Origin of the sequence: Streptomyces sp. NPDC091387 (assembly GCF_044756945.1) — a bacterium.
In the GTDB taxonomy this organism is placed as follows: Bacteria; Actinomycetota; Actinomycetes; order Streptomycetales; family Streptomycetaceae; genus Streptomyces.
On record NZ_JBIVTZ010000004.1, the window covers coordinates 438,975 to 465,587 of the forward strand.

A 26,613-nucleotide genomic window follows, 5' to 3' on the forward strand; every position below is an offset into this window, starting at 1 on the left:
GATCCGCAGGTGATGCGACATCCGGGAGATTGAGGCGTGGTAACCAAACCATTCGACGGCGGCGGCACGAGGTGCCGGAAGCCGGTACACGACGGACCCGAATCCTGATGGGCGCCCGGACATCAAAGGACATTCCCGGCCGTTTCTCAGGAATGGGCCCCTTTCTCCTCGTCTGGTCGGGTCAGGCGGTATCCCTGGCGGGCAGCGCGGCGGTCCGGTTCGCCTTCATCGTCGAGGTGTGGTCGTCCGGTGAGCGGGCGACCGCCGTCACCGTTCTCTCGCTGTGCGCCATGCTGCCGCAGGCCGTATTCAGTCCCATTGCGGGCGCAATCGTCGACCGGATATCCAAGCGCGCCGCGCTGCAGATAGCCGACGCCGGCGGGCTCCTCGTCGTGGGTTCGCTGGCCCTGTCCCACTACCTCGGCGCGTTCCAGGCCTGGCAGGTCTATCCGGCCGCCGTGCTGCTCGGTGTCTGTGCCGCCTTCCAGTTCCCGGCCCTGTCGTCGGCCGTTCCCCTGCTGGTCCGCAAGGACCAGCTCGACCGCACCAACGGCCTGTTGGCGGGTGCGAAGAGCGCCGCCGGAATCGGCGGCCCGGCGCTGGGCGGTCTCCTGCTCGCGCTCTTCGGCATCGGCCCGACCCTCCTGGTCGACGTGGCGAGCTACGCGTTCGCCCTCGTCGGCGTCCGCATCGTGCGCTTCGCCGGCGACCGGGTGGCGCAGAAGCCCGGCGCACCGCGGCGGCGGATCACCGCCGACTCCGTCGAGGGACTGCGCTATCTGTTCCGGGTGCCCAGTCTCCGCGACCTGATCATCAACTTCTGTGTCGTCAACCTGGTCATGGTCTTCGGCTTCGCCCTCATCTCGCCGATGGTGCTGCTCCGGGCCGGGAACGGCGCACTCGCCGCCGTCAACACCTCGGTCGGGGTCGGCGGAGTGGCCGGCGCCCTGCTGATGGCCGCCTGGGGCGGCCCCGCGAACCGGGGCCGGGGCATGATGCTCGGCGTGGTCGGCATGTGCCTCTCCGGCCTGGTGGTGATGGGCCTGGTGGGCGGTGTGACCGGCTGGTGCCTGGCCATCCTGGTCGGCGCGCTGCTCATGACCCTCGTCAACGCCTCGATGCAGACGATCGTGCAGACCAAGGTCCCCCACGAATGGCAGGGCCGGGTCTTCGGCGCGGTGATGTTCCTGTCGCAGATCTCCGTACCCGTGGCCATGGCGGTCTCCGGACCGCTCGCCGACCACGTCTTCGAACCGCAGGCCGCCCAGGGCTCCGGCCTCTTCACCGTGCTCGGGCCCCTCGTCGGCGACTCACCGGGCAGCGGTATGGCGGCCATGTTGTTCCTGGCCGGCATCGGCGGGACCGCGGTCGCCATCTGGGGGCTCGCCAGCCGTTCGATCAGGGACATCGACACCCTGCTGCCCGATCTCGACGCCCCCGGCGAGCCGGCCGGGCAGAGCGAACACCAGGGAGGTGAACGCGATGAGGTGCGCGCATGAACTGTTCGAGGAGCAGGTGACGCTGGCGCCCGGCGCGACCGCGCTGATCGACGGCGACGAGCGGATCGACTACGCCGAACTCGACGTACGGGCCGACCGGCTGGCCGCTCTGCTGGTCGCTCGGGGCATCCGTTCCGGTGACACGGTCGGGGTGTACCTGGAGCGCTCCGCCGCGCTCGTCGTGGCGGTGCTCGGCATCCTCAAGGCGGGGGCAGGCTATGTGATGCTCGACCCCGGCTTCCCCGCCGCACGGCTGCGCGCGATGGCCGAGGACGCGGGAACGGCCGTGGTCGTGTCGGCCCGGGGCACGGCGCCCGAGGGGCTCGGCGTGACACACCTGCACATCGAGGACGCCCCGGGGGAGCGGCCGCTGCCGCGCGGCACCGTCCCGGTCCGGCCGGACGACATCGCGTGCGTGATGTTCACCTCCGGATCGACCGGGCGGCCGAAGGGCATCGCCGCGTCGCACCACGCGCTCACGTCCACCCTCACCGGACAGGACTTCGCGTCCTTCGGCCCCGGCGCCGTCTGGCTCCAGTGCGCGCCGCTGTCCTGGGACGCGTTCGCCCTGGAACTGTGGGGGCCGCTCATGAACGGCGGGACCTGCGTCCTGCACCCGGGCCGGCGGCCCGAACCCTTCCTGATGGCACGGCTCGTCGCCGAGCACGGCATCACGTCCATGTACCTCTCCGCGTCCCTCTTCAACGTCGTCGTCGACGAGTACCCGCACGTACTGGACGGGCTGCGGGAACTCGTGGTGGGCGGCGAGGCACTGTCCGCACCTCACGCGGCCCGCGCCCTGGAACACAGCCCGGACCTGCGGCTGAGCAACGGATACGGACCCGTCGAGTGCATGGTCTTCCTGACCGTCCACCCGGTGGACCTCGCCGGACTCGGCGCCGGACCGGTGCCGATCGGCCGTCCGCTGGCCGGCAAGCGGCTGTTCGTCCTCGACGAGGAGATGCGTCCGGTCCCGGACGGCGGGATCGGAGAGATCTACGCCGCCGGGGCGGGCGTCGCCCGTGAGTACCGGGGGCGGCCCGCGCTGACCGCGGAGCGCTTCGTCGCCGCCCCGTCCGGTGAGCGCGTCTACCGCACCGGTGACCTGGGACGGCGCCGCGCGGACGGAGTCCTCGAATACCTGGGGCGGGCCGACAGTCAGGTGAAGATCCGGGGCTTCAGGGTGGAGCCGGGTGAGGTCGAGAGCGTACTGGCCAGGCATCCCGGCATCGACCGGGCGGCCGTCGTCGCCCATGAACACCCTGCGGGCGACCGCCAGCTGACCGCGTACGTGGTGCCGCACGGCGGTGTCCGGCAGGGCTTCCGGGAAACGGAGTTGCGGGCGTACGCGAGCAGCGTGCTGGCCGACTACCTGGTGCCGGCGGTCTTCGTCCCGCTGGACGCGCTGCCGCTGACCCCCAGCGGGAAGCTGGACCGGGCCGCGCTGCCGGAGCCCGGGGCCTCTGCGGCACCGGCCGGCCGGGCGGCGGCGAGCGGGACCGTGGCCGCGCTGTGCGGCCTCTTCGCCCAGGTGCTCCGCGCGGAGGCGGTCGGCCCGGACGACGACTTCTTCTCGCTCGGCGGCCACTCCCTGCTCGCCGCACGGCTGCTGGGACGGATCCGTACCGTGCTCGGTGCCGAGATCGACATCCGCGGGCTCTTCGAGGCGCCCACCCCGGCGCTGCTCGCCCCGTTCGTCGACACCGCTCCCCCGGCACCCGTCGCCGCTCCCTGCCCCGGTACCGCGTCCGGTGCGCTTCCGGTCTCGCACGCGCAGCACCGGCTGTGGTTCCTGGACCGGACCGGGGCCGGGGCCGCGTACAACCTGCCGATGCTGGTGCGGCTGCGGGGTGCGGTCGACGCGGCCGCGCTGGGTGACGCCCTGGCCGGGGTCGCCGACCGGCACGAAGTACTCCGGACCGTCTTCGAGGAGGCCGACGGCGCCCCCGTACGACGGGTGCTGAGCGGGGCGGCCGCGCGGCCGCCCCTGCGTCACCTGCGCGTCGCCGGGGACTCGGTGGACCGGGAGATCGCACGGGAGGCCCGCCACCGCTTCGACCTGCGCACCGAACTCCCTCTGCGCGCAACCCTGTTCACCACCCGGGAGCGGCCGGACGAGCACGCGCTCCTGGTGCTGGTCCATCACATCGCCGGTGACGGGTGGTCCCTGCGGCCGCTCTTCCGCGATCTGTCCCGCGCCTACGCGGCAGGGGCCGCGGGCGCCGACGCCGGACTCCCGCCGCTCGCCGTCCCGTACGGGGAGCACGCCCGTCACCAGCTCAACCGGCTCGGCTCGCCGTCCGATCCGCACGCGCTCGCCGCCCGCCAGCTCACGTACTGGCGCAAGGAGCTGGACGGACTGCCGGCCGGCGGTCCGCTGCTGCCCCGTCGCGCCGGGCGGCCCGCCGTACCCGGCCCGGCCGCCGGGACCGTGGTGTGCCGGCTGGACGCGGCGGCCCACGCCAGGGTCGTCGAGTCGGCCCGCGCCCGGGGCGCCACCCTCTTCATGGCGCTGCACGCCGCGCTGGCCACGGTGCTCGTGCGGGCCGGTGCGGACGAGGACCTGGCGGTCGGCGCGCCGGTGGCCGGCCGGGCCGGGGACGGCAGCGTAGAGGACGTCGTCGGATTCTTCGTCAACATGCTGGTGCTGCGCACCGATCTGTCCGGCGACCCCACGGCCGCGGAGCTGCTCGCCCGGGTGCGGGAGACGGACCTGGCCGCGTTCGGCCATCAGGACGTGCCGTTCGAGGACGTGGTCGGGGCCCTCAACCCACCGCGCTCCCCGGGCCGTCAGCCCTTCACCGACGTGGTCCTCGCGCTCCAGAACAACGCACGGGCCGAGGTCACCCTGCCCGGTGCCGAACACGGCGTCGAGGTCGTGCGCACCGGCGCCGCCCGGTTCGAACTCCTGGTGGACGTCACGGACTCCACCACGGCGGACGGTGCACCGGACGGGCTGACCCTGACCTTCGAGTACCGCGGGGAGGCCCTGGAGGCCGACTTCGTCCAGTGGCTCGCACGCGCACTCCCGCAGGCCCTGGAGGCGGCCGCGGCCGCTCCCGGCACGCCGCTGTCGCGGCTGGGGCTCACAGCCCCGCCCCGACAGGCCGGCCACGGCGACCGGATCACGGCACCGGCCCGGCAGGGAGGCAGCGCGGAACGCCCGATGACCGCGCTGGAGCGGGAGATCGCCACCGTGTGGTGCGAGGTCCTCGGCGTGCCGAGCGCCGGCCCGCACGACGACTTCTTCGCCCTCGGCGGCAACTCCCTGCGCGCGGTACGCGTCGTCGCCCGGCTCGGCGCCGGCCGGCCGGTGACCGTGGCCCAGCTGTTCGCCGCGCCCACGGTCGCCGCCTTCGCGGCCGAGCTGGAACGGGCGTCCGCCCTGCCCGGACCGGTCGCCCCGGCCCCCATCCCGCGCCGCCCCCGGGTGCCCCGGCGCCCCGAGACACCGACCCAGACCCAGCCCAGCAGGAAGCAGGAGGAGCGGCAGTGGACCTCAGTGTGATGTTCTTCGGTGCGGACAGCACCACCGCCGGCGAGGCCCGGCACACCGAGACGTACGAGGACATCCTCGCCGTGGCCCGTACGGCCGACCGGCTCGGGTTCCACGCCGTCTGGACCCCCGAACGCCACTTCCAGCAGGTGGGGCAGGTCTTCCCCAGCCCTCCGGTGCTCAGCGCGGCGCTCGCCGTCGCCACCGAGCGGATCGGGATCCGGGCGGGCAGCGTCGTCCTGCCGCTCCACCACCCGCTGCGGGTGGTGGAGGACTGGGCCGTCGTGGACAACCTCTCGCACGGGCGGGTCGGCCTCTCCGTCGCCACCGGCTGGCACTCCAAGGACTTCACGCTGGCCCCCGAGCAGTACGCGGACCGGCGGCGGACCGCCCTGGAGACCATTCCCCGGCTGCGGGCGCTGTGGGCGGGCGAGTCCGCCGAGTACCCCGACGGCACCGGCACTCCGGTCTCCGTGACACCCCAGCCCCGTCCCGTGCAGGACACCCTGCCGCTGTGGGTCACCACGTCCGGCAACCCGGAGACCTGGGAGGCGGCCGGCGGGCTGCGCGCCGGAGTGCTCGGCGCGACGGTCGGGCAGAGCAGGGAGGAGCTGGCCGAGAAGATCGCCCGCTACCGCGCCGCCTGTGCCGCGGCCCCCGACCAGCGGGGCACCGACGCACACGGCCGGGTCACGCTCATGGCCCACACCTACGTCGGCGCCGACGACGCGGAGGTCCGCCGGATGGCGGGCGCCCCGCTCAAGACCTATCTCGCCTCGTACGTCCGCCAGACGGCGGCCAACCGGTCCGCGGACCCCACGACCGCACAGCTCACCGAGGAACAGACCGCGATGATGGCCGACTTCGCCTTCGAGCGCTATCTGAGCTGGGGCAGTCTGCTCGGCTCCCCCGGCCACTGCGCCAAGATGCTCGCCGATCTGGCCGAGCTGGGCGTCGACGAGGTCGCCTGCTTCATCGACTTCGGTATCGGACGGGACGACGTACTGGCCGGGCTGCACCGGCTGGCCGAACTGAAAGAGAACCTGTGATGAGCGCCCCCACCGTCTCGCGCCCCGTTCCGGGCGCCGCATCCCCCTCCATGGCCGACCGGTTCGGCGCGCTCGGCCGCGAACAGCGGGTCCGGCTGATGCGCCGCCTCCTGGAGGCGGGGCGGGCCCGTGAGATACCCGCCGTCATACCGCCGCGCGACCCGGCCCGCCGGGTGCCGCTCAGCCCCGCGCAGCACGACCTGTGGGTGTACGACTCGCTGTATCCCGGCACCCCGGCCCTCAACCTGTGCGCCGCCTACCACTTCGAGCGGCCCGTCGACCCGGCGCACCTGGAGGCGGCGCTGACACTGATCCAGCGTCACCACGACATCCTGCGGACCCGGATCGTGACGGACCCGTCGGGCGAGCTGCACGTCGAGTTCCCCGACGACGGGGCCTTCGCCCTGGAGCACGAGGATCTGCGGGGCACCGGCGGGACAATCGACGAGGCCTTCGAGGCCTTCCGCAACCGCCCCTTCGACCTGGGCCGGGACAAGCTGATCCGGGCCCGGTTCGTCCGGGTCGGCGGACAGCGCTCCACCCTGATGCTCAGCCTGCACCACACCATCAGCGACTGGTGGTCGTTCGATGTGCTGCAGAACGAGTTCGCCCAGGCGTACGGCGCCCTGCGCGACGGTCTGGAGCCGCCCCTCACCCGGCCCGAGGTCCAGTACGCCGACTTCTCGTCCTGGCAGAGCGAACTGGTGGAGGCCGGGGTCTTCGGGAACCGGCTCGACTTCTGGCGCCGCTACCTCGCCGACCCGCCCGGTCCGCTGACCGTGCCCGGTGCCGGCACCGGCACCACCACCGAGGGCGACGGCATCGCGAACGTCCCCTTCCACATCGACGCGGCGACCACCGCCGCCGTACGGGCCCTGGCCCGGGAGCGCGGCGCCTCCGTCTACGTCGTCCTCATGGCCGCCTTCGCCGTCCTGGCGCACCGGGTCAGCGGCGCCGACGACCTGGTGATCGGTACCCCGATCGCCAACCGTGCGGCCAAGGGCCTCGACCAGGTCATCGGGTACGTCATGAACGCCGTGCCGACCCGCTGGCAGGTGCGCCCCGACCGGTCGTTCGCGGATGTGCTCGCCGGGTTCGCCGTCGACTTCCCGGATCTGATGGCCAACGCGGACGTGCCCGTCGGCCGGATCGTGTCGGCGGCCGCGCCCGAGCGCAGCGCGGGCCGGGCCCCGCTCTACCAGTGGGTGTTCATGCACCTGACGCAGCAGCCCAGCGTCACCGTGATGAAGGAGTTCGCGGAGCCCGAGCGCATCCACACCGGAGGCGAGCACGACCTCGTCGGTGTGGTGAAGGACAGCGGCGACGGCATGGAGGGCAGCTTCGGTCTGCGCACCGACGTCTTCAGCCCGGCGACGGTGGCCCGCTGGACGCAGTGCTACGTCGAGCTGCTGCGGCAGATCACCGCCGACCCCACGGCGCTCGTCGGGGACATCGACCTGGTCCCCGCGGCCATGCGCGGTGAACTGCTGGCCGGCTCCGCCGGGGCCGCCGCCCCCGCCCCCCTCTCGCTGCCCGGTCTGGTGACCCGGCAGGCGGCCCGCACGCCGGACGCGCCGGCCGTCGAGTCCGCGGGGCACACCCTGAGCTACGCCCAGCTGGACGACCGGGTCGCCCGGCTGGCCGGCCGGCTGGTGCGCCTCGGCGCCGGCCCCGGGCGGATCGTGGCGCTCGCCCTCGCCCGCGGCAGCGACTGGCCGGTGGCGGCGCTGGCCGTGCAGCGCACCGGCGCCGCGTATCTGCCGCTCGACCCCGCCCACCCGGCCGGGCGCGTCCGCCGGGTCCTCGCCGAGGCCGCGCCCGTCCTCCTGATCACCGAACCGGGCGCCGCGTCCCTGGGGACGGACCTACCGACGCTGGTCCTCGACGAGGACGCCTGGGCCGGGGCACCGCTGCCGCCCGGCGGCCCGGCGCCCCAAGACGTCGCCCATGTCATCCACACGTCCGGCTCCACCGGCACGCCCAAGGGCGTGCTGGTCACCCACGCCGGGGTGGCCGCGCTCACCCGGAGCCTGGTGGACGGCGTCGCACTGGACGCCGGCAGCCGGGTGCTCCAGCTCGGGCCGCCCTCCTTCGACATCTCCGTCGGCGAACTGTGCCTGGCCTTCGGCTCGGGCGGCACCCTGGTGCTGCCGCCCCCCGGACCGCTCGTGGGCGCTGACCTCGGGAGGGTGCTGGAGGAGCGGCGGATCTCCTGCGCGTTCGTCCCGCCGTCCGTGCTCGCGACCGTGCCGGCCGGACCGCACCCGGGGCTGCGCGCGCTCGTCGTCGGCGCGGAGGCCTGCCCGCCGGACCTGGTGGCCCGCTGGGCCGTCGGGGGACGGCGCTTCCACAACGCCTACGGGCCCACCGAATCCACCGTCGTCGCCACGGTCTCCGGGCCGCTGGACGCCGACGGAACGGTGCCGCCCATCGGCACACCGGTGGCGGGCACCACGGCGTACGTCCTGGACGAGCGGCTGCGGCCGGTGCCGGCCGGGACGGGCGGCGAGCTCTACCTGGCGGGTGACGCGCTCGCCCGCGGCTATCTGGGGCGTGCCGCGCTCACCGCAGAACGGTTCGTCGCCGACCCCTACGGTCCGCCAGGCAGCCGCATGTACCGCACCGGCGACCTCGTCCACCGGGACGACGGCGGCCTCACGTACTACCTCGGGCGCGGCGACGAGCAGGTGAAGCTGCGCGGGCTGCGGATCGAGCCGGGCGAGATCGCCGCCGCCCTGGTGGAACACCCGTCCGTGGAACAGGCGGTGGCCGTCGTACGGCACGACCGGGGCACCGCGCAGCTCGTCGCGTACGTGGTTCCCGCCCGGGGAGCGGAGAGCGACGCGGACGCGCTGCTCCTGCACGCCGCCGAGCGCCTGCCCGCGGCAATGGTCCCGGCGGCCGTGGTCACTCTGGACGCGCTGCCGCTCTCGTCGCACGGAAAGCTCGACCGGGACGCCCTCCCGGCGCCGGCGGGGCGGACCGGGGACACCGTCCGGCTCCCGGGGTCGGCGCGCGAGGAGATCCTGTGCGGGCTCTTCGCCGAGCTGCTGGATCTCGAACAGGCCGGTGCAGACGACGACTTCTTCCGTCTCGGCGGTGACAGCATCATGGCGATCCAGTTCGCCGCACGGGCGCGGGCGGCCGGTCTGCTGCTCTCGCCGCACGACGTGTTCACCGTACGCACCCCCGCCCGGCTGGCCGTGCTGGCGCGGACGCCCGACGCCGACACCCCGGCGGAGGCGGACACCGGAACGGGACGGCTGCCCCTCACCCCGGTGATGCACTGGTGGCGCGAACAGGCCGTGGACACCTCGGCGTTCACCCAGTCCATGCTGTTCCCGCTGGCACCCGGCACCGGACTCGACGCCGTCGAGGAGGCTGTCGCCGCCCTGACCGAGCGGCACGCCGCGCTGCGGATGCGGCTGGTGCGCGACGGCGACGCGGGCTGGGAGCTGGAGGTGCCCGCCGAGGGCGCGCCGGCCGGTGCGCGAGCCGTCCGGCTGGCCGTCGCGGCGGACACCGATCTGCACTCCCGGGCGACGGAGCTGGCACGCACCGCCACCCTGCGGCCCGAGGACGGCGAGATGGTCCGGGCGGTGTGGCTGGACCCCGGGCCCGGCCGTCCCGGGGCCCTGGTCCTGACCGTGCACCACCTGGCCGTCGACGGGTTCTCCTGGCGGGTGCTCGGCCAGGAACTCGCCGCGGCGCTCGACCGGCGCTCCGGGGACGGGGCGGCGCCCGCGAGGACCGCGTCGTTCACCCGGTGGTCCCGGCTGCTGTCCCGGGAGGCCGCGCTGCGCACCGGTGAACTCCCCTGGTGGGAAAGGCAACTGGCGGACGGTGCGGCACGGCTCACCGGCGACCGGGAGCCGGGCGGGCGCCGCGAGACGCTCACCTTCGAGCTGGGCCCCGAGCTCTCCCGGAGCGTCCTCGTGACCCTGCCGGCCGACTTCAACTGCCGTCCCGACGCGGTGATGCTGACCGCGCTGACCGCGGCGGCCGTCCAGCGGCGGGGAACGGGATCCGCTCTGCTCGTCCATCTGGAGGGCCATGGGCGCGAGGTGATCTCCACCGAGGTCGATGTGTCGGGCACCGTCGGCTGGTTCACCACGCAGTTCCCGGTCCGGCTGGACCTCGGCGCCGCCTCGGTGGAGCCGGGCGGCCGGCCGGGCGAGGCCCTGAAGTCCGTCAAGGAGCAGTTGCGGGCGGTGCCTTCGGGCGGGCTCGGCTGGGGGCTGCTGCGCCATCTCCACCCGGAGACCGGCCCGGCACTCGCCGCGCTGCCCGCGCCCGATGTGCGCTTCAACTATCTGGGCCGGTTCACCGCGACCGACGCGGCGGGCGGGCGGCTGCTCGACCTCGGGCCGGACGCCGTGCCGCTCGCACACAGCCTGGAGGTGGACGTGCTGGCCCGCGAGGAGAACGGCGAGCTCCTGGTGGAGGCGAGCTTCTCGTACCCGTCGGGGGTGTTCACGCGGGACGAGGTAGGAGCGCTGGCCGGGGCGTGGTCCGAGGCGCTCGGCATCCTCGCCGACCACTGCGGGCCGGACGGCGGAGCCGTCCACACCCCGTCCGACTTCCCGCTCGTCGACCTCACCGGGGACCAGCTCGAACTGCTCGCGCAGGACATGGACTTCGGTGACCTCGACGGCTTCGACGCCGCGCACGACGAAGAGGAAGGGGATCGACGATGAACGCGCGCATCGCGGACGTACTGCCACTCTCCCCGCTCCAGGAGGGCCTGCTCTTCCACGCGGCCCGGGAGACCGGGGGACCCGACCCCTATCTGGTGCAGGCCCGGTTCCGGACCGGCCCGGGAACCGCGCAGGAGACGGTACGGGCCGCGGTCACCGCACTCCTGGACCGGCATCCCAACCTGCGCTCCTGCTTCCGGCACGAGCGCCTGGACCGGCCGGTCCAGGTCGTGCCGAAGGCGGTCACGGTGCCGTGGGCCGACGTGGACCTGACGGGCCTCGCCCCGGAGGAGGTGAACGTACGGACCGAGGAGGCGCTGCGCGAGGACGCGGCACTCCGCTTCGACCTGGCCCGCCCGCCGCTGGTGCGTGCCACGTTCCTGCGGAACGACACCGGCGGCGAACTGATCGTGTCCTTCCACCACATCCTCCTGGACGGCTGGTCGATGCCGGTCGTCGAGCGGGATCTCGCGGCCCTCGTGGCAGGGCGGCCGCTGCCGCCCGCCGCGCCCTACCGGGACTATCTGGTGTGGCTGGGCGGTCAGGACCGGAACAAGGCAGAGGCCGCGTGGGCCGAGGCACTGGCGGGCCTGGAACGGCCCGCGCTGCTGGCCCCCACCGGACCGGACACGGCACCCGACCGTTCCCAGGTATGGCTGACCACGGATCTCACCGCGATGCTGGTCCGGCGGGCCGCCGACGCGGGCGTCACCCTCAACACCCTCGTACAGGTCTCCTGGGCGCTGGTGCTGGCCAGACTGACCGGCTCCCGCGACCTGGTGTTCGGCGCGGTCGTCTCGGGGCGCCCGCACGACCTGCCCGGCGTCGAGTCCATGGTGGGCCTGTTCATCAACACCCTGCCGGTACGGGTCCGGCTGCGGGACGGCGAGCGGGTGGACGAGCTGCTGCGCAGGATCCAGGACGAGCAGTCCCGGCTGCTGGCCCACCACCACGCCCGCGCCGCCGAGGTGCAGCGCGCCGTGGGGGTCGGTGAGCTCTTCGATTCGATCATCGCCTTCGAGAACTTCCCCCGGACCGACGGGAGCGAGGACGCCCCCGACGCGGTGCGCCTGGCGAAGGTGACGGACGCGACGCACTACCCGGTCACGATCGCGGCGGTCGCCGAGGACAGGCTGCTGCTCTCGGTGAGCTGCCGGCGGGGCATCTCGGCGGCCGCGGTCACCGGGCGCCTGGCCCACGTACTGGAGCAGCTGGCCCGTTCTCCGCGGACGCCCGTGGACGACGTCGACGCGCTGCCCGTCGCGGAGCGGCACGCGCTGCTGGCCCTGGCCGACGGACCGGCCAGGGCGCCCGCCGCGCCCGCCACCGTGACCGGGCGGTTCGCCGCCCAGGCGGCCCTTACCCCGGACGCGCCGGCCGTCGACGCGGACGGCGAGATCCTCAGCTACGCCCGGCTTGACGCCGCGTCCGACGAACTGGCGGGCCGGCTCGTCCGGGCCGGTGTGGCGCCGGGGCGGACCGTGGGCCTGCTGCTGCCCCGCTCCGCGTCCATGGTCGTCGCCCAGCTCGCGGTCCTGAAGGCGGGCGCCTGCTGGCTCCCCCTCGACCCGGCGCATCCGCCGGAGCGGCTGGCCCAGTTGCTGGCCGCGGCGGCCCCCGTCCTCGTCGTCACCGCGCGAGAACGCTCCGCCGCGACCCGGCTGCCCGCCGGTACCGCGGTACTCGACGTCACCGAGGAGTCCGGCCCCGCGCCCTTCGACGGGGTCACCGTCCATCCCGGGGCCGCCGCGTGCGTGCTCTACACCTCCGGCTCCACCGGAGAGCCCAAGGGAGTGGTCGTCCCGCAGCGGGCGATCACCGAACTCGCCGCCGACGGCCGCTTCGCGGGCGGCGCCCACCGCCGGGTGCTGCTGCACAACCCGTACACGTTCGACGCCTCGACGTACGAGGTGTGGGTCCCGCTCCTGAACGGCGGGACCGTGGTCGTCGCCCCCGCGGAGGCGATCACCCCCGACCTGCTCAAGCGGGTGGTCCCCGACCGGGGGGTCACCGCGCTCATGCTCACCCCCGAACTGCTGCGCACCGTCGTGGAGATCGCGCCCGACGCGCTCTCCGGGCTCCGCGAGGTGTGGTCCGGCGGCGACGTCCTGGCGCCCGGCACCGTGCGCCGCCTCCACGAGCACTGCCCGGGGACGGTCGTCGTCAACGGGTACGGGCCCACCGAGACGACGGTGTTCGCCACCGCGCACACCGCCACGGAGGAGTCGGCGGCCCACCCGGGCGGCGTCCCCATCGGGCGCCCCCTGGACAACACCCGCGCCCATGTCCTGGACGACCGGCTGCGTCCCGTCCCGGCGGGCGCCACCGGCGAGCTGTACATCGGCGGCACCGGGCTCGCGCTGGGCTACCTCGGGCGGCCGGTGTCCACCTCGGAGCGGTTCGTCGCCGATCCCTACGGGCCGCCGGGCAGCCGTATGTACCGCACCGGGGACCTGGTGCGCCGACTGCCCGACGGCGCCCTGGAGTTCGCGGGCCGGGCCGACGACCAGGTCAAGGTGCGCGGATTCCGCGTGGAGCCCGCCGAGGTCGAGACCGTGCTGGCCGGCTGCCCCGGCGTGGCGCGGGCCGTGGCCGGCGCCCGGCCGGACGCGGCCGGCGGCAAGCTGCTGGCCGCCTGGCTGGTGCCGGCGAGGGGCGCGGGGGACGGTTCCGGTGCGCTCCCGGACGAGGCGGAGCGGTGGCGGCGCACGCTCGACCGGGCGCGGGCGCACGCCGCGGAGCAACTGCCCGCGCACCTGGTGCCGTCCCTGTGGGCCCGTATCGAGGAGGTGCCGCTCACCCGCCACGGGAAGGTCGACCGGGCCGCGCTCCCCGACCCCGGTCCCACCGGTGAACCGGCGGTCCACCGGACTCCGCGCACCCCGCGCGAGCGCGAACTGTGCGCCCTGTTCGGCACAGTGCTGGGCATCCCCGCCGTCGGGCCCGACACCGACTTCTTCCTGGCGGGCGGCCATTCGCTGACCGCGCTGCGCCTGAAGTCGAAGATCGAGACGGTGCTCGGCGTCCGGATCCCGCTCTCGGCCCTGTTCGACGCTCCCACTCCGGCCGCTCTCGCCGCCCGGCTCGACGCGCCGGCGTCCGGGAAGGACCCGGCGCCGCGCATCGCGCTGCGTCCCGCCCGCAACCGCCCCGCGACAGCGACAGCGACAGCGACAGCGACAGCCGATCCGCAGCACACCAGCCTGGCGCCCGTGCTCACCCTGCGGGCCGGCGGGGACCTCACCCCGCTCATCTGCGTGCACCCGGGGCTCGGCCTCGGCTGGTCGTACGTGAACCTGCTGCCGCACCTCGATCCGGCCCGTCCCGTACACGCCCTCCAGAGCCCGGCACTGCTCACCGGCGTGGACCGGCTCCCGGCGTCCATGGGCGAGATGGCGGACCTGTATCTGCCGCGCGTCCGTGAACTCCAGCCGCGGGGGCCCTATCTGCTCCTCGGCCGGTCCTTCGGCGGTGCCCTCGCCCACGAGCTGGCGGTACGGCTGCGCCGGGCCGGCGAGGAGGTGCGGATGCTCGCCGTGGTGGACGCCATGCCGATGCCGGACGGGATCCTCGACACCCCGCTGGACCCCGCCGCCGTCGAGGACGAGATGCTGCGCATCCTGCTCCACTCCCACGCGCCCGGCGTGCCGGTTCCGGACGGGCCGCTGGACCGCACCACGGTGTTCTCCACCAGCCAGGAGGGCGCCTTCGACGGCCTCTCCGAGGCCCGTCTGCACACCATGGTCGACATCGGCGCGCACCACAGCGCACTCGTACGAAAGTGGCGGCCGTCCGGCTACGGGGGCGGGATCACCCTCTTCTCCGCTACCCACGACGCCTGGCCGACCACGGCCGAGAAGACCGGCGCCTGGCGGCGCGTGGCCGCCTCGCTCGACGTCCACGAACTGGACTGCGGCCACAGCGACGTCCTCGACCAGGGCCCGGCGGCGAAGATCGCCGCGGTCCTCGAATCCGCCCTCCGAAGGGACTGAAACCCATGACCGTCGACACCGTCGATCTCATCGACCTCTACGCCGGGGAGGGCGGCGGGAACGAGGAGTACGAGTTCCCCGCCTCCGATGCCCAGAGCCGTCTGCTGGTCCTCGACCAGCTGAATCCGGGCACCGCCCAGTACAACGTGCCGGTCGCCTTCGCCGTGCACGGGCCCTTCGACACCTACGCGTTCGGCCGGGCGCTCGACGCGCTCGTCGCCCGCCACGAGGCGCTGCGGACGGTCTTCCGGACCGCCGAGGACGGCACCCCGGCGCAGCGCGTCTCGGCCGTCGGGCGGGTACGGCCGTCCATTCACCGGGGCGTGCCCGCGGACCGCGTGGACGCCCTGATCCGTGCCGAGGCCGCCCGCCCCTTCGACACCGCGGCGGGGCCGCTGCTGCGCTGCGCCGTGTACGCGGTGGACGACGGCAGTCACCGGGTGCTCCTCGTCGCCCATCACCTGGTCTGCGACGGCTGGTCGCTCGGCCTGATGCTGGACGGGCTGTCCGAGGGATACGGGCACGAGACCCGGGGCTCGGCGTACCGGCCGGCCGAACTCCCGCTCCAGTTCCCCGACTACGCGGCCTGGCAGCGGGAGCGCACCGCCGACGGCGCGTTCGAGGCGTCGGTGGAGCACTGGGTCGACCGCCTGCGCGGCGCGCCCACCGCCGTGGAACTGCCGCTGGACCGCCCGCGCCCGCCGGTCCGCACGGCCGCGGGCGGCACCGAACGCTTCCTGCTCGGCACCGAGATCAGGGAACGGCTGGCGGAGGTCGCCTCGGCCCAGGGCGCCACCCCGTTCATGACGATGTTCGCGGTGTACACCGCGTTCCTCTCCCGTCTCTCGGGCGGCGAGGACCTGGTCGTCGGCTACCCGGCGTCGGGGCGCGAGCGGCCCGAACTCCAGGAGATGGTCGGGATGCTGACCAACACCCTGGCGCTGCGCGTGGACGTGTCCGGCGATCCGTCGCTCGACGAGCTCACCCGCCGCGTGCGGGCCTCCCTGCTGGCGGCCCGGCCGCACCAGGACGCACCGTTCGAGGCGGTGGTCGACACCCTCGCCCCGGTCCGTGAGACCAGTCACGACCCGGTGGTGCAGGTGGCGCTCAGCTACGAGGACGAGGCCGCGCCCGGTCTGCGGCTGGCCGGTGCCACGACCGAGCGGCTCGCCCTGACGCTGGACACCGCCAAGTTCGACTTCCACCTGTTCGTGGAGCGGTGGGACGATCTGCTCGCCGCCCAGTTCATCTACCGCAGCGACCTGTTCGAGGCCGCGACGGTCCGCCGCTGGACGGACAACTTCCGCACCCTGCTGGCCGGGCTCCTCGCGGACCCGTCCGCGCCGCTGTCCACCGTGGAGCTGGTGGGGGCCGACGAGCGCCGCCGGACCGTCGACGGCGCCGACCGCCTCGCCGAGGCCGCGCCGCTGGACCGCCTGGTGCCCGACCTGATCGCCGACCGGGCGGCCGAACACCCCGACGCCACGGCCCTGGTGTGCGGCAGCCTCCGTCTGAGCTACGCCGAACTGCTCGGCCGGGCGGACGCGCTGGCCGCCCGGCTGCGCGCGGCCGGGGTGCGGCCCGGCTTCCGGGTCGGCCTGCTCCTGCCCCGCTCGGCCGACCAGGGCATCGCGGCCCTCGCCGTCCTGCGCGCGGGCGGCGCCTACGTACCACTGGACCACGCACACCCGGAGGCCAGGCTCCGCCACATGCTGGAGAGTTCGGGCACGGGTCTCCTGCTGACCGCCCGGGACACCGCGGAGAAGGGGGCGGGTCTGGAGGTGCCGTGCATCCGGGTCGACCGCCCGGCCGTCACGGACCCCGTCATGCCCGCGCCCGCCCCGGCCGCCGCGCCGATGCCCGGGGACCTCGCCTACGTCCTGTTCACCTCGGGCTCCACCGGCGCCCCCAAGGGCGTCGCCGTCGAGCACCGGGCGCTGGTCAATCTCACCCGGGCGGTCCGGCACTCCTTCCCGGTGAACGCCGACGACCGGGTGCTGCAGTTCGTCTCGTTCGGCTTCGACGTCGCCGTCTCCGACCTGTTCTTCCCCTGGGTGGCGGGAGCGGAGCTGCACATCCCGCGGGAGGACGAGCGGATCGGCGAAGCGCTGCTGGAGCGGCTGCGGGACTCCCGCATCACCTATGTGTTCCTGCCGCCGTCCGCCGCGATGCTGCTGCCCGACCTCACCGGGCAACTGCCCGACCTGCGGACGGTCGCGGTCGGCGGCGAGGCGTGCCCCGCCGAGCTGGTCGGACGGCTCAGCGCGCCCGGCCGGCGGATCGTGAACGCGTACGGCCCCAGCGAGGTGACCGTCTACGCGACCACCGGGGACCTCACCCCCGGCGAGCCGGTGGCGCTCGGCGGCGCCGTGCCCGGGGCCCGTGTCTACGTCCTCGACGAACGCCTGCGGCCGGTCCCCGCCGGGGTAGCCGGTGAGATCTACGTGGCCGGTGCCTCACTGGGGCGGGGCTACATCGGGCGGCCGGCCCTGACCGCGGAACGGTTCGTCGCCGACCCGCACGGCGCACCCGGCACCCGGATGTACCGCACCGGCGACCTCGGCCGGATCGACGCGCACGGCCTCATCCACTACCTCGGACGCACCGACCTCCAGGTCAAGCTGCGCGGCGTGCGCATCGAACTGGGCGAGATCGAGACCCTGTTGGCCGGGGCGCCGGGTGTCGCGCTGGCGGCGGCCACGGTGCGGGGCACGGGCACGGAGCAGCGGCTCGTGGCGTACGTGGTCGGCCGGGACGGGGAAGCGGCCCCTGACGCGGAGCTGCGCGCCCACCTCGCCCGGCGGCTGCCGGGGTCGATGGTGCCCGAGGTGTTCGTGCGGCTGGACGAGATGCCGGTCAGCAGCAACGGCAAGCTCGACCGGGCCCGGCTCCCGGAACCCGTCACCGTGCGGTGCCGGCCGGACGGCTCTGCCACCGTCGCGGGCACCGCGACCGAGCAGCTGGTGGCCGGTCTGTGGGCCCGGGTCCTCAACCTCGAACGGGTCGCCGTGACCGATCACTTCTTCGATCTGGGCGGCAATTCGATCCGGCTGCTCAGCGTCCTGTCCGCCCTGCGCGAGCTGGGGACATACGGCGAACTCAGCCTCGTCGACCTGTTCCGCCACCCCACCGTCACCTCCCTCGCCGCCCACCTCGACCGCTCGGTCCCCGGGCCCGCCGCCGGGGCCCCCGGCACCGGTCCCACCCCCGAATCGGCCGCCGCCCGCGGCGGTGACCGGCACGCACGACGCACCGCCGCCGCCCGACGGCTCAGCTACCGGAAAGGCTCCACACGATGACCGAGAACGCAAGCGCCGCCGAGCCCCTCGCAGCCGACTCCGCGATCGCGGTCGTCGGAATGAGCGGCCGTTTCCCCGGCGCCCCCGACCTTGACACCTACTGGCGCAACCTGCTCGGCGGGCTCTGCTCGGTGACCGACTTCACCGAGGAGGAGCTGATCGCCGACGGCGCCGACCCGCAGGAGGTCCGCAACCGCGACTACATACCGGCCAAGGGCCATCTCGCGGACGCGGACCGCTTCGACGCGGAGCTGTTCGGCTTCAACCGCACCGAGGCGGCGGCCCTCGACCCCCAGCACCGGCTGCTCCTGGAGACGGCCTGGTCCGCGCTGGAGGACGCGGGCCGCAACCCGCTGGGCGGGTCCGCGCGCACCGGCGTGTACGTCGGCGGCGGCTCCACCGAGCACATGCTCGCGGCGCAGACCGACCCGAAGCTCGCCGCGTCCATCGGGGCGCTCCAGGTGCGCATCCTCACCGACCGCGAGTTCCTGGCCCCGTGGGTCTCCTACCGGCTGGGCCTGGAGGGGCCGAGCCTGACGGTGCAGACGGCCTGCTCGACCTCGCTGACGGCGGTGCACCTCGCGGTGCAGTCGCTGCTGCTCGGCGAGTGCGACACCGCGCTGGCCGGCGGTGTCGCCGTGGACACGGTGCACAAACGGGGCTACGTCCACCACCAGGGCGGCATCTTCTCCCCGGACGGGCGCTGCCGGCCGTTCGACGAGCGGGCCGGCGGCACCGTGCCCGGCAACGGGGTGGGGGTGGTCGTGCTGCGCCGGCTGTCCGACGCGCTCGCCGACAACGACCCGGTCAGGGCGGTCATCCGGGGCAGTGCCGTCACCAACGACGGCGCCACCAAGGTCGGGTTCACCGCGCCCGGCGTCGACCAGCAGACCGCCGCGATCGTGGAGGCCTGGGCCGCGGCCGGTCTCGACCCGGCCGACGCCCAGTACCTGGAGGCGCACGGCACGGCCACCGCACTCGGTGACCGCATCGAGGCGGCGGCGGCGAGCGCCGCCTTCAAGGGGGCGCTCGGTACCGGGCGGATCGGGATCGGCTCGGTGAAGTCGAACATCGGCCACCTGGACGCGGCGGCGGGCGTGGCCGCGCTGATCAAGTCGGTGCTCATGCTGGAGCACGCCACGCTGGTGCCGAACGCCGGCGCCGGCCGCCCGCACCCCGAACTGGGCTTCGACGAATCGCCGTTCCACCTGATCGAGCGGGCGGCCGCCTGGCCGGAGCCCGAACTCGGTCCCCGGCGGGCCGGCGTGAGCTCGGTCGGCATCGGCGGCACGAACGTGCACGTGGCCCTGGAGCAGGCTCCCCCGCGCGACGCTGCCGGGGCGCCGGACGGCCCTGAGGTGCTGCTGCTGTCCGCCCGTACCAGGGACGATCTCGACGCGCTGGCCGGCCGGCTGGCCGCGGCGCTGCGGGCGCCGGACGCCCCGTCCCTCGCCGACGCCGCGTACACGCTGCGCGTGGGCCGCGCCCCGATGGCCGTGCGCGGCTACGTGCGCGCCGGGGACCGCGCGGAGGCGGCGGAGCTGCTCGCCGGACTGGGGTCGGGCGGTGCGGTGAGCCACGGTGGGCCCGACCCACTGGGCGAGGCCTGGCTGGCGGGTGAGTCCGTGCTGCCGGCGGACGGTGGCCGGCGGACCGCGCTGCCGTCCTATCCCTTCGCGGGGACGGGCCACGGCGCGTACCGCCTCTTCCCGGTCACGCGGGACGAGGCGCAGCCGGAGCAGGAGGGCCGCTCCGCGGACCTGGAGCAGGACATCCGGGCGCTGCTCGCCGAGGCCCTGGGCCTGACGGACGCCGACGACCCGGAGATGACGTACTTCGCGGCCGGCGGCGACTCCCTGACCGCCGTCCACCTGGTCGGCTGCCTGCGGGACGACTTCAACCTCGACGTCCCCATCACGCTGTTCCTGGAACAGCTGACGCTGCACGAGATGGCCCGGCAGATCATCGCGGTCCGGGACGGTGACGACTCCCTCGACGCCCTGCTCGCGGAGTTCGAGGCGGAGTGAGTGACCGCGTCGCACAGGGCTTGGGCCCCGACCCGGAAGGGGGTCGGGGCCCAAGCCCTGTGCGACGTGCGATGTGAGGTGTGCGGTGTCAGCCGGTGGAACGGACCGCCCGGCCGGGCACGTTCGCGGCGACGAGTTCCGCCACCCGGTCCAGGTGGTCGCCCAGGAAGAAGTGGCCGCCGGACAGCACGTGCCGCTCGAAGGGGCCCTCGGTCTCCTGCTCCCAGGCCTGTACTCCCTCGACGGAGACCCGGGGGTCCCTGTCACCGGTCAGCGCGACGACCGGGCAGCGCAGCGGCGGCCCGGGGACATGGGTGCGGGCGAAGAGCATGGCGTAGTCGGCGCGCAGCGGCGGCAGCGCGAGCCCGAGGATTTCGGGATCGGTCAGCAGTTCCTCGTCCGTACCGGACAGCAGCCGCATCTCCCCGATCAGGTCCTCGTCGCTGGCGGGGGTGGGCAGCCGTGCCCGTCGCGGAAGTGACGGGGCTTCGCTCCCCGAGACCAACAGCGCCGCGGGTGCCCGCCCTTCGGCCGCGAGCCGCCGCGCGGTCTCGAACGCCAGGAGAGCGCCCATGCTGTGGCCGAACAGCATGAGCGGCCGGCCCCCGCTCGCGGGGAGCGAGGCCAGCACCGCCTCAACGACATCGCCGAACCGTTCGGCGAACGGTTCGGCGATGCGGTCGTGCCTCCCGGGGTACTGCACGACCAGTGTCTCCACCGTCCCCGCGACCGCGATCGACAGCGGATGGTAGCCACTGGCCGAACCACCCGCGTGGGGGAAGCACAGCAGTTGGGCTCCGGCGTCGGGGGCCGGGCGGAAACACCGTATCCAGTTGTTCACGACATCCCTTCTCTCGTGCTCGGTCCGGTCCGTGACCGGCTCCGTGAACGATCCCCGCTCACGGAGCGGCGGCGATCCAGTTCTCCAATTGTTCACGAGTGGTGGCCGGGTCCGCGACAAGAACGGCGAGTTCGTTGTCGCGGGGTTGCAGCGTCGTGAGGGCGGGGCAGCGGTGGCAGGCCTCGACGCCGGCCTGGTTCCACCACTTGCAGTGCGGGCGGAGGTGGCACCGCGGAACGGCGACCGGTCCGGTCTCGGCCGGTACGGTCTTGATGCGTTCGATCAGCCCGCAGGCCTCACCGACCCGGTTCGCGCAGTCCGACACGCAGTGCGAGGCGAACCGGAGCACCCGGTTGGGGGAGATCCCCTCCGGGATGGCCCCGAGAACATCGGCGGCGGGTACGGGTTCGGCCAGGTAGACGACCTGGTCGCGATCCCCGGACCGAACGCCGAGGACAACGGACTCCGGGCGGCTCGCATCGCCGCTCGGACACCATCTGAGAGGACTCTCCTGCCCGTCCTGGGCAAGGTCCGCAGTGCTGTCCACGGTGCTCACCTCCTATCCGTCAGCAGGAACGCGTGGAAGCCGAGGTGAGCACCAGACCGCCGATGACCCCGCCGTTCACGGGGCCGTTCTCCTGTTCGGCGGCCACCGCCTGAGCGATGCTCCTGGCGAGCTGCTCCTGGCTGGTGATCCGGTCCGGACGCTCGGCCGCGTTGGCGGTACCGCTCACCGTGACGAGACCGGCGACGAGAGCTGCTGCGGCGGCTGCGGTACGAATGCTGTTGTTCATCCCTGTCCTCCAAGAAGTCGGTTATCGCTTACAGGAGTTGACGGTAGGTTCCGCGTCGGGCCGCGATCGGCAGTTACGGCGGCATCTCGGCGGCCGGTTCCGTCGGGATGTCGCCCCGGGCGCCCGGGGTCACCCGTCCGGCTCATGCGGGGCTCGCGGGATCCCCCACACGCCCTGATCCGACCTGGTAGAAACGGAAGACTCTCGGCGCGGTCCGCCGGAACGTCCGCTCGTCGCATCTCTCAGTCTGGAGAGCCCTGTTGAACACCTCCCCGGTGAACTCCGCAGCCGGTCAGCCGCACCGCATGGACCCGGCGGGCGGCTGTCCGCACGCGGCCAACGCCCGGCTGCTCGCCCGGGGCGCCGTGACGTCGGTGATCCTCCCCGGCGAGGTGGAGGGCATGGCGGTACTGGGCCACGACGCGCTCAAGGAGTTCCTCGCGCACCCCGACGTCGCCAAGGACGCGCGGCACTTCGCGGCGCTCCAGGCCGGTGGGATCGCCGACGGCTGGCCGTTGCGGACCTTCGCGACGGTGCAGGGCATGACCACCGCGGACGGCGTCGACCACCGTCGGCTGCGGTCCCTGGTGAGCAAGGCGTTCACCGCGCGCCGGGTCGAGGAACTGCGGCCGCGCGTCGCGGCGTTGACGGACTCGCTCCTGGACGGCCTCGAAGAGGCGGCCGCCACCGGTGACGGCGTCGCGGATCTGCGTGCGCACTTCGCGTTGCCGTTGCCGATGGGCGTCATCTGCGAGCTGCTGGGCGTGGAGGCCGCACACCACGACCGGCTGCACCACCTGTCCAACCTGATCGTCGCGACGGACATCGGCCCGGTGGAGGCGAAGGCGGCCAACCGGGAGATGGTCGAGGTGCTGAGCGCGGTCGCCGCCGCCCGGACGGAGCGTCCGGGGGACGATCTCACCAGCGCGCTGATCGCGGCCCGGGAGGAGAACGGCGACCGGCTCGGCCCGCACGAGCTGATCGGCACCCTGATGCTCACGATCATCGCCGGCCACGAGACGACGCTGAATCTGATCACCAACGCCGTACGGGCCCTGTGCACCCACCGCGACCAGCTCGCCCTGGTGCGGTCGGGCGGGGCGAGCTGGTCGGACGTGGTCGAGGAGACACTGCGCTGGGACAGCCCGGTCAGCTACTTCCCGTTCCGCTACCCGACCCGCGACCTCGCCATCGGCGGCACCGTGATCCCCAAGGGGACCCCGGTGCTGGCCGGTTACTCCGCGGCGGGCCGCGACCCCTCGGTCCACGGTCCCGACGCCGGACGCTTCGACATCACCCGCGACCGCGGGGTCCGGCACCTGTCACTGGGCCATGGCGCGCACTACTGCATGGGCGCCCCGCTGGCCCGGATGGAGGGCGTTGCCGCACTGGAGCGGCTCTTCGCGCGCTTCCCCGGCCTCGATCTCGCCGTCCCCGAGTCCGAACTGCCGCGGCACGCTTCCTTCGTGGGCAACAGCGTGCGGCGGCTGCCGGTACGGCTGCACGGCTGAGAGGCTGCCGGGCGGCCCCGGACCGGGGTGGCGGGACGGGGCTGGATCCGGTGGATTTCGACCTGTCATGGTGTCGCCATGACTCCCCCTCCCGGCACACCGGCCGATGCCCTCGCGACCGCGACCGAGCGGTTCCCCGTCCAGTTCGCCCGCACCCGGCGCTTCTCCCTCGGGGTGCCGCGGCACTTCACCGTCTCCCCGGACGGGGAGCGGGTCCTGTTCGTGCGCGGCACGTCGGGCACCGACCCGGTGAGCCGGCTGTGGCTGTACGAGAACGGCGCGGAGCGGATGCTCGCCGACCCCCTCGCGCCGGGCCTCACGGACGAGGGTCCGGGCGAGGTGCCGCCGGCGGAGCGGGCGCGGCGGGAACGGGCCCGGGAGACCTCCTCCGGCGTGGTCTCCTACGCCACGGACGGGTCCGCGGGGCTGGTGGCCTTCGCCCTTGGGGGCACGCTCTGGGTGGTGCGCACCGACGGCGGGGCGCCGCGCCGGATCGCCACGGCGGGACCGGTCGTGGACCCGCGCCCCTCGCCCGACGGTTCCCTGATCGCGTACGTGTCCGGCGGGGCGCTGCACACCGTGCGGGCCGACGGGACGCCCGGCCGCGCGCTCGCCGGGCCGGACGGTGAGCAGGTGACGTACGGGCTGTCCGACCATGTGTCGCAGGAGTCGATCGGGCGCTCTCGCGGCTACTGGTGGTCGCCGCGCGGCGATGCGCTGCTGGTGGCCCGGGTGGACACCGCCGGGGTCCGGCGCCGGTACATCAGTGATCCGGCGGCCCCGGAGCGGCCGCCGCGCGTGGTGCCGTATCCGGCCGCCGGTACACCGAACGCGAAGGTGTCGCTGCATCTGGTCCGGGTGTCCGGGGAACGGACCGATGTACGGCTGCCCGCGGCCGCCGGCGAGGACCATCCGGAAGGCACCTGGACCGACCGGACCTTCCAGTACGTCGTGTCGGCCGACTGGGACAGCCGTGGGCCGCTGGTATCCGTGCAGACGCGGGACCAGCGGTCCGTCCACGTCCTGGAAGTGGACGAGTGCTCGGGCGCGACCCGGACCATGAGCCGGGCCCACGACCCCGCCTGGGTGGCGCTGCGGCCGGGCACCCCGCTGCGTCTCGCCTCGGGCGCGCTCACCGTCGCCGCCCGTTCGGGCGGCGACACCCAGGGGCTGGACATCGGCGGCACCTCGACACCGCCGGGTCTGGAGGTCCGCGAGGTGGTCGGCGCGTCCGGCGGGCGGGTGTACTTCACCGCGGGCGAGGAGCCGACCGAAACGCACGTCTGGTCGTACGCGACCGACGCGCCCGAGGAGGGTTTCGTAAGGGTCAGCGGCGCACCCGGTGTGCACACGGCGTCGGTCGGCGGGCCGACGGTGGTGCTGGAGAGCAGGACTCCGGACGGCCACGGCGTGACGGTGCTGCGGGACGGCGTCCCGGTCGGCCGGATCGCGGTCCTGGCGGAGGAACCGCTCGTCGCCCCGCGGCCGCTGGCCCTGAGCCTGGGCGAGCGGGAACTGCGCAGCAGGCTCTACCTGCCGTCGTGGCACCGGCCGGGCGACGGTCCGCTGCCGGTGCTGCTCAGCCCCTACGCGGGCCACGGCATGCAGGTCGTCCTGAAGGTGCGTACCTGGTGGGTCGCGGTCGCCCAGTGGTTCGCCGAGCAGGGCTTCGCGGTCCTGGTGACCGACGGGCGGGGCACGCCGGGGCGTGGCGAGGCCTGGGAGAAGGCGGTGCACGGCGACCGCCTCACCGTGGTGCTGGAGGACCAGATCGACGCGTTGCGCGCGGCGGCCGCGCTCCACCCGGACCTGGACCTGACGCGGGTGGCGATGCGCGGCTGGTCGTTCAGCGGCTATCTGGCGGCGGCCGCCGTGCTGCGTCATCCGGAGGTCTTCCACGCCGCGATCGCGGGTGCGCCGTCGGTCGACCGGCGGCTCTACGACACCCATTGGGAGGAACGGTTCCTGGGCCACCCGGATGTGTTCGCGCGGGACTACACCCGCAATTCCCTCCTGGACGAGGCCGGTGCCCTGACCCGGCCGCTCATGCTGGTGCACGGTCTTGCCGATGACAATGTGGCCGTGGCTCACACGCTGCGGTTCTCCGCAGCGCTGCTGGCCGCCGGCCGGCCGCACACGGTGCTGCCGTTGTCGGGCGCCGGCCATCTGGTCAGCCGGGAGGAGACGGCGAGCAACCTGTTGCTGCTGGAGCGGGATTTCCTGAGGAAGTCCCTGGGGCTTTGAACACGGGGTGCCGGCTGTGCGTATCCCTGGACGAAGCCCCGGAGCCGAGTACACCGTGGAAGGGAAAGCCAGCATGAGCACATCGCAGGACCACGAGGGCCGTCCCGGACGCCGGACCGTCGTCACGGCGGCCGGCGCCGTCTCCGTGGCTGCCGTACTGACCGCGTGCGGCGGCTCGAAGGAGGCGGCCGGTTCCGGTGCCGTCGAACAGTCCGGTGAGAGCGGGGCGGGCGGCGGGGGCGCCGTCCTCGCGAAGACCACCGACATCCCGGAGGGCGGTGGCAAGATCTTCAAGGAGCAGGCGGTCGTGGTGACGCAGCCGACGGCCGGTGAGTTCAAGGCGTTCTCGTCGAAGTGCACCCACATGGGCTGCGCGGTGTCGAGCGTCGCGGACGGCACCATCAACTGCCCCTGCCACGGGAGCAAGTTCGACGTGGCGACCGGCAGCGTGAAGGCAGGACCCGCCACCGAACCGCTGCCGGCCACCCCGATCGAGGTCCAGGACGGCTCGATCAGCCTCGTGTCCTAGAGCGGCCGCCCAGCCAGCAGCCGAGCACGTCGTCCGTGGTGGCGACGGTGGCGACCAGGGCGAGGGTGTTGCGGATCATCGCGGGGGTGTAGTCGGCGGGCACCCCCGCGATGGCGTCGGACGGCACCACCGCCGTGTAGCCGAGGTTCACGGCGTCGAACACCGCGTTGGGGATGGCCACGTTGGCCGACACCCCGGTGACGACGAGCGTGCGGCAGCCGAGGTTGCGCAGCAGCGCGTCCACGTCCGTGCCCGCGATGGGTGAGAGCCCGTGAAGTCTGCGGACGACGAGGTCCTCGTCCGCCACCTCGATCGGTTCGGCGATCCGTACCGCCGTGGTGCCGGAGTGCTGCTGCACGGGCAGCCGGCCGGCGGCGCGGAAGAGCCGGGCGTTGTGGTTGGCACCGCGGCCGTCGGGGCGGCGTTCGGCCACGGCGTGCAGTACCTGGACACCGGTCTCGTGAGCGGCGGCGACCAGCCGGGCCACGTTGTGCAGCGCCCCCGAGGACCTGGCCTCCTTGGCGAGTTCGGGCAGCGCGCTGCCCGGCCCCACCACACCCTGCTGGCACTCCACCGTCAGCAGGACGGTGGAGGCCGGATCGATCTGCTCGGCGAGCTGTTCCCTGGACGGCACG

Annotated in this window: 14 protein-coding genes; 10 read left to right on the forward strand and 4 right to left on the reverse strand. The window is 74.0% G+C overall.

Annotation, left to right across the window (positions count from 1 at the left end):
* Positions 1-152: 152 nt before the first annotated feature.
* From ACIQM0_RS11360 to ACIQM0_RS11390, 7 genes are read left to right on the forward strand one after another with little or no spacing between them, the layout of a single operon-like run.
* Entirely contained in the window at positions 153-1,499 is a 1,347-nt protein-coding gene (locus tag ACIQM0_RS11360; RefSeq protein ID WP_401285756.1) for an MFS transporter, read from the forward strand.
* Positions 1,483-5,007 (forward strand): amino acid adenylation domain-containing protein, encoded by a 3,525-nt coding sequence (locus tag ACIQM0_RS11365; RefSeq protein ID WP_401285757.1) that lies wholly within the window; start codon positions 1,483-1,485, stop codon positions 5,005-5,007. The genes ACIQM0_RS11360 and ACIQM0_RS11365 overlap by 17 nt, the downstream gene beginning before the upstream one ends.
* Positions 4,992-6,044 (forward strand): MupA/Atu3671 family FMN-dependent luciferase-like monooxygenase, encoded by a 1,053-nt coding sequence (locus tag ACIQM0_RS11370; RefSeq protein ID WP_401285758.1) that lies wholly within the window; start codon positions 4,992-4,994, stop codon positions 6,042-6,044. Before ACIQM0_RS11365 ends, ACIQM0_RS11370 begins: the two co-directional genes overlap by 16 nt.
* Complete coding sequence (locus tag ACIQM0_RS11375) at positions 6,044-10,741, forward strand: amino acid adenylation domain-containing protein (protein WP_401285759.1); 4,698 nt, start codon at positions 6,044-6,046, stop codon at positions 10,739-10,741. The genes ACIQM0_RS11370 and ACIQM0_RS11375 overlap by 1 nt, the downstream gene beginning before the upstream one ends.
* Positions 10,738-14,733, forward strand: coding sequence for an amino acid adenylation domain-containing protein (locus tag ACIQM0_RS11380; protein ID WP_401285760.1), 3,996 nt, complete (start codon positions 10,738-10,740; stop codon positions 14,731-14,733). The genes ACIQM0_RS11375 and ACIQM0_RS11380 overlap by 4 nt, the downstream gene beginning before the upstream one ends.
* A gap of 5 nt (positions 14,734-14,738) precedes the next feature.
* Positions 14,739-18,032, forward strand: coding sequence for an amino acid adenylation domain-containing protein (locus ACIQM0_RS11385; protein WP_401285761.1), 3,294 nt, complete (start codon positions 14,739-14,741; stop codon positions 18,030-18,032).
* On the forward strand, positions 18,029-20,059 hold the full coding sequence (locus ACIQM0_RS11390; protein WP_401285762.1) for a beta-ketoacyl synthase N-terminal-like domain-containing protein: 2,031 nt from the start codon (positions 18,029-18,031) through the stop codon (positions 20,057-20,059). The genes ACIQM0_RS11385 and ACIQM0_RS11390 overlap by 4 nt, the downstream gene beginning before the upstream one ends.
* A gap of 88 nt (positions 20,060-20,147) precedes the next feature.
* Here the strand turns inward: ACIQM0_RS11390 and ACIQM0_RS11395 are convergent, their stop codons facing one another.
* From ACIQM0_RS11395 to ACIQM0_RS11405, 3 genes are read right to left on the reverse strand one after another with little or no spacing between them, the layout of a single operon-like run.
* Positions 20,148-20,900 (reverse strand): thioesterase II family protein, encoded by a 753-nt coding sequence (locus ACIQM0_RS11395; protein ID WP_401285763.1) that lies wholly within the window; start codon positions 20,898-20,900, stop codon positions 20,148-20,150.
* 58 nt (positions 20,901-20,958) lie between these two features.
* A complete protein-coding gene (locus ACIQM0_RS11400; RefSeq protein WP_363028999.1) occupies positions 20,959-21,447 on the reverse strand; it encodes a hypothetical protein in 489 nt (162 codons plus the stop codon).
* Positions 21,448-21,466: 19 nt separating this feature from the next.
* Positions 21,467-21,694, reverse strand: coding sequence for a hypothetical protein (locus tag ACIQM0_RS11405; protein ID WP_363029001.1), 228 nt, complete (start codon positions 21,692-21,694; stop codon positions 21,467-21,469).
* A gap of 305 nt (positions 21,695-21,999) precedes the next feature.
* Between ACIQM0_RS11405 and ACIQM0_RS11410 the strand changes: the two genes are divergently transcribed.
* The 3 genes from ACIQM0_RS11410 (at position 22,000) to ACIQM0_RS11420 (ending at position 25,978) form a co-directional block, all read left to right on the forward strand.
* Positions 22,000-23,205, forward strand: coding sequence for a cytochrome P450 (locus ACIQM0_RS11410; protein ID WP_401285810.1), 1,206 nt, complete (start codon positions 22,000-22,002; stop codon positions 23,203-23,205).
* Between the two features lie 78 nt (positions 23,206-23,283).
* Positions 23,284-25,449, forward strand: coding sequence for a prolyl oligopeptidase family serine peptidase (locus ACIQM0_RS11415; protein WP_401285764.1), 2,166 nt, complete (start codon positions 23,284-23,286; stop codon positions 25,447-25,449).
* Between the two features lie 73 nt (positions 25,450-25,522).
* The gene (locus tag ACIQM0_RS11420; protein ID WP_401285765.1) at positions 25,523-25,978 is read left to right on the forward strand and encodes a Rieske (2Fe-2S) protein; all 456 of its coding nucleotides are present in this window, start codon (positions 25,523-25,525) and stop codon (positions 25,976-25,978) included.
* Here ACIQM0_RS11420 and ACIQM0_RS11425 read toward each other — a convergent pair.
* Positions 25,962-26,612 (reverse strand): cysteine hydrolase, encoded by a 651-nt coding sequence (locus ACIQM0_RS11425; protein ID WP_363029006.1) that lies wholly within the window; start codon positions 26,610-26,612, stop codon positions 25,962-25,964. The two genes, ACIQM0_RS11420 and ACIQM0_RS11425, sit on opposite strands and share 17 nt — an antisense overlap.
* Between the last annotated feature and the right edge of the window lies 1 nt (position 26,613).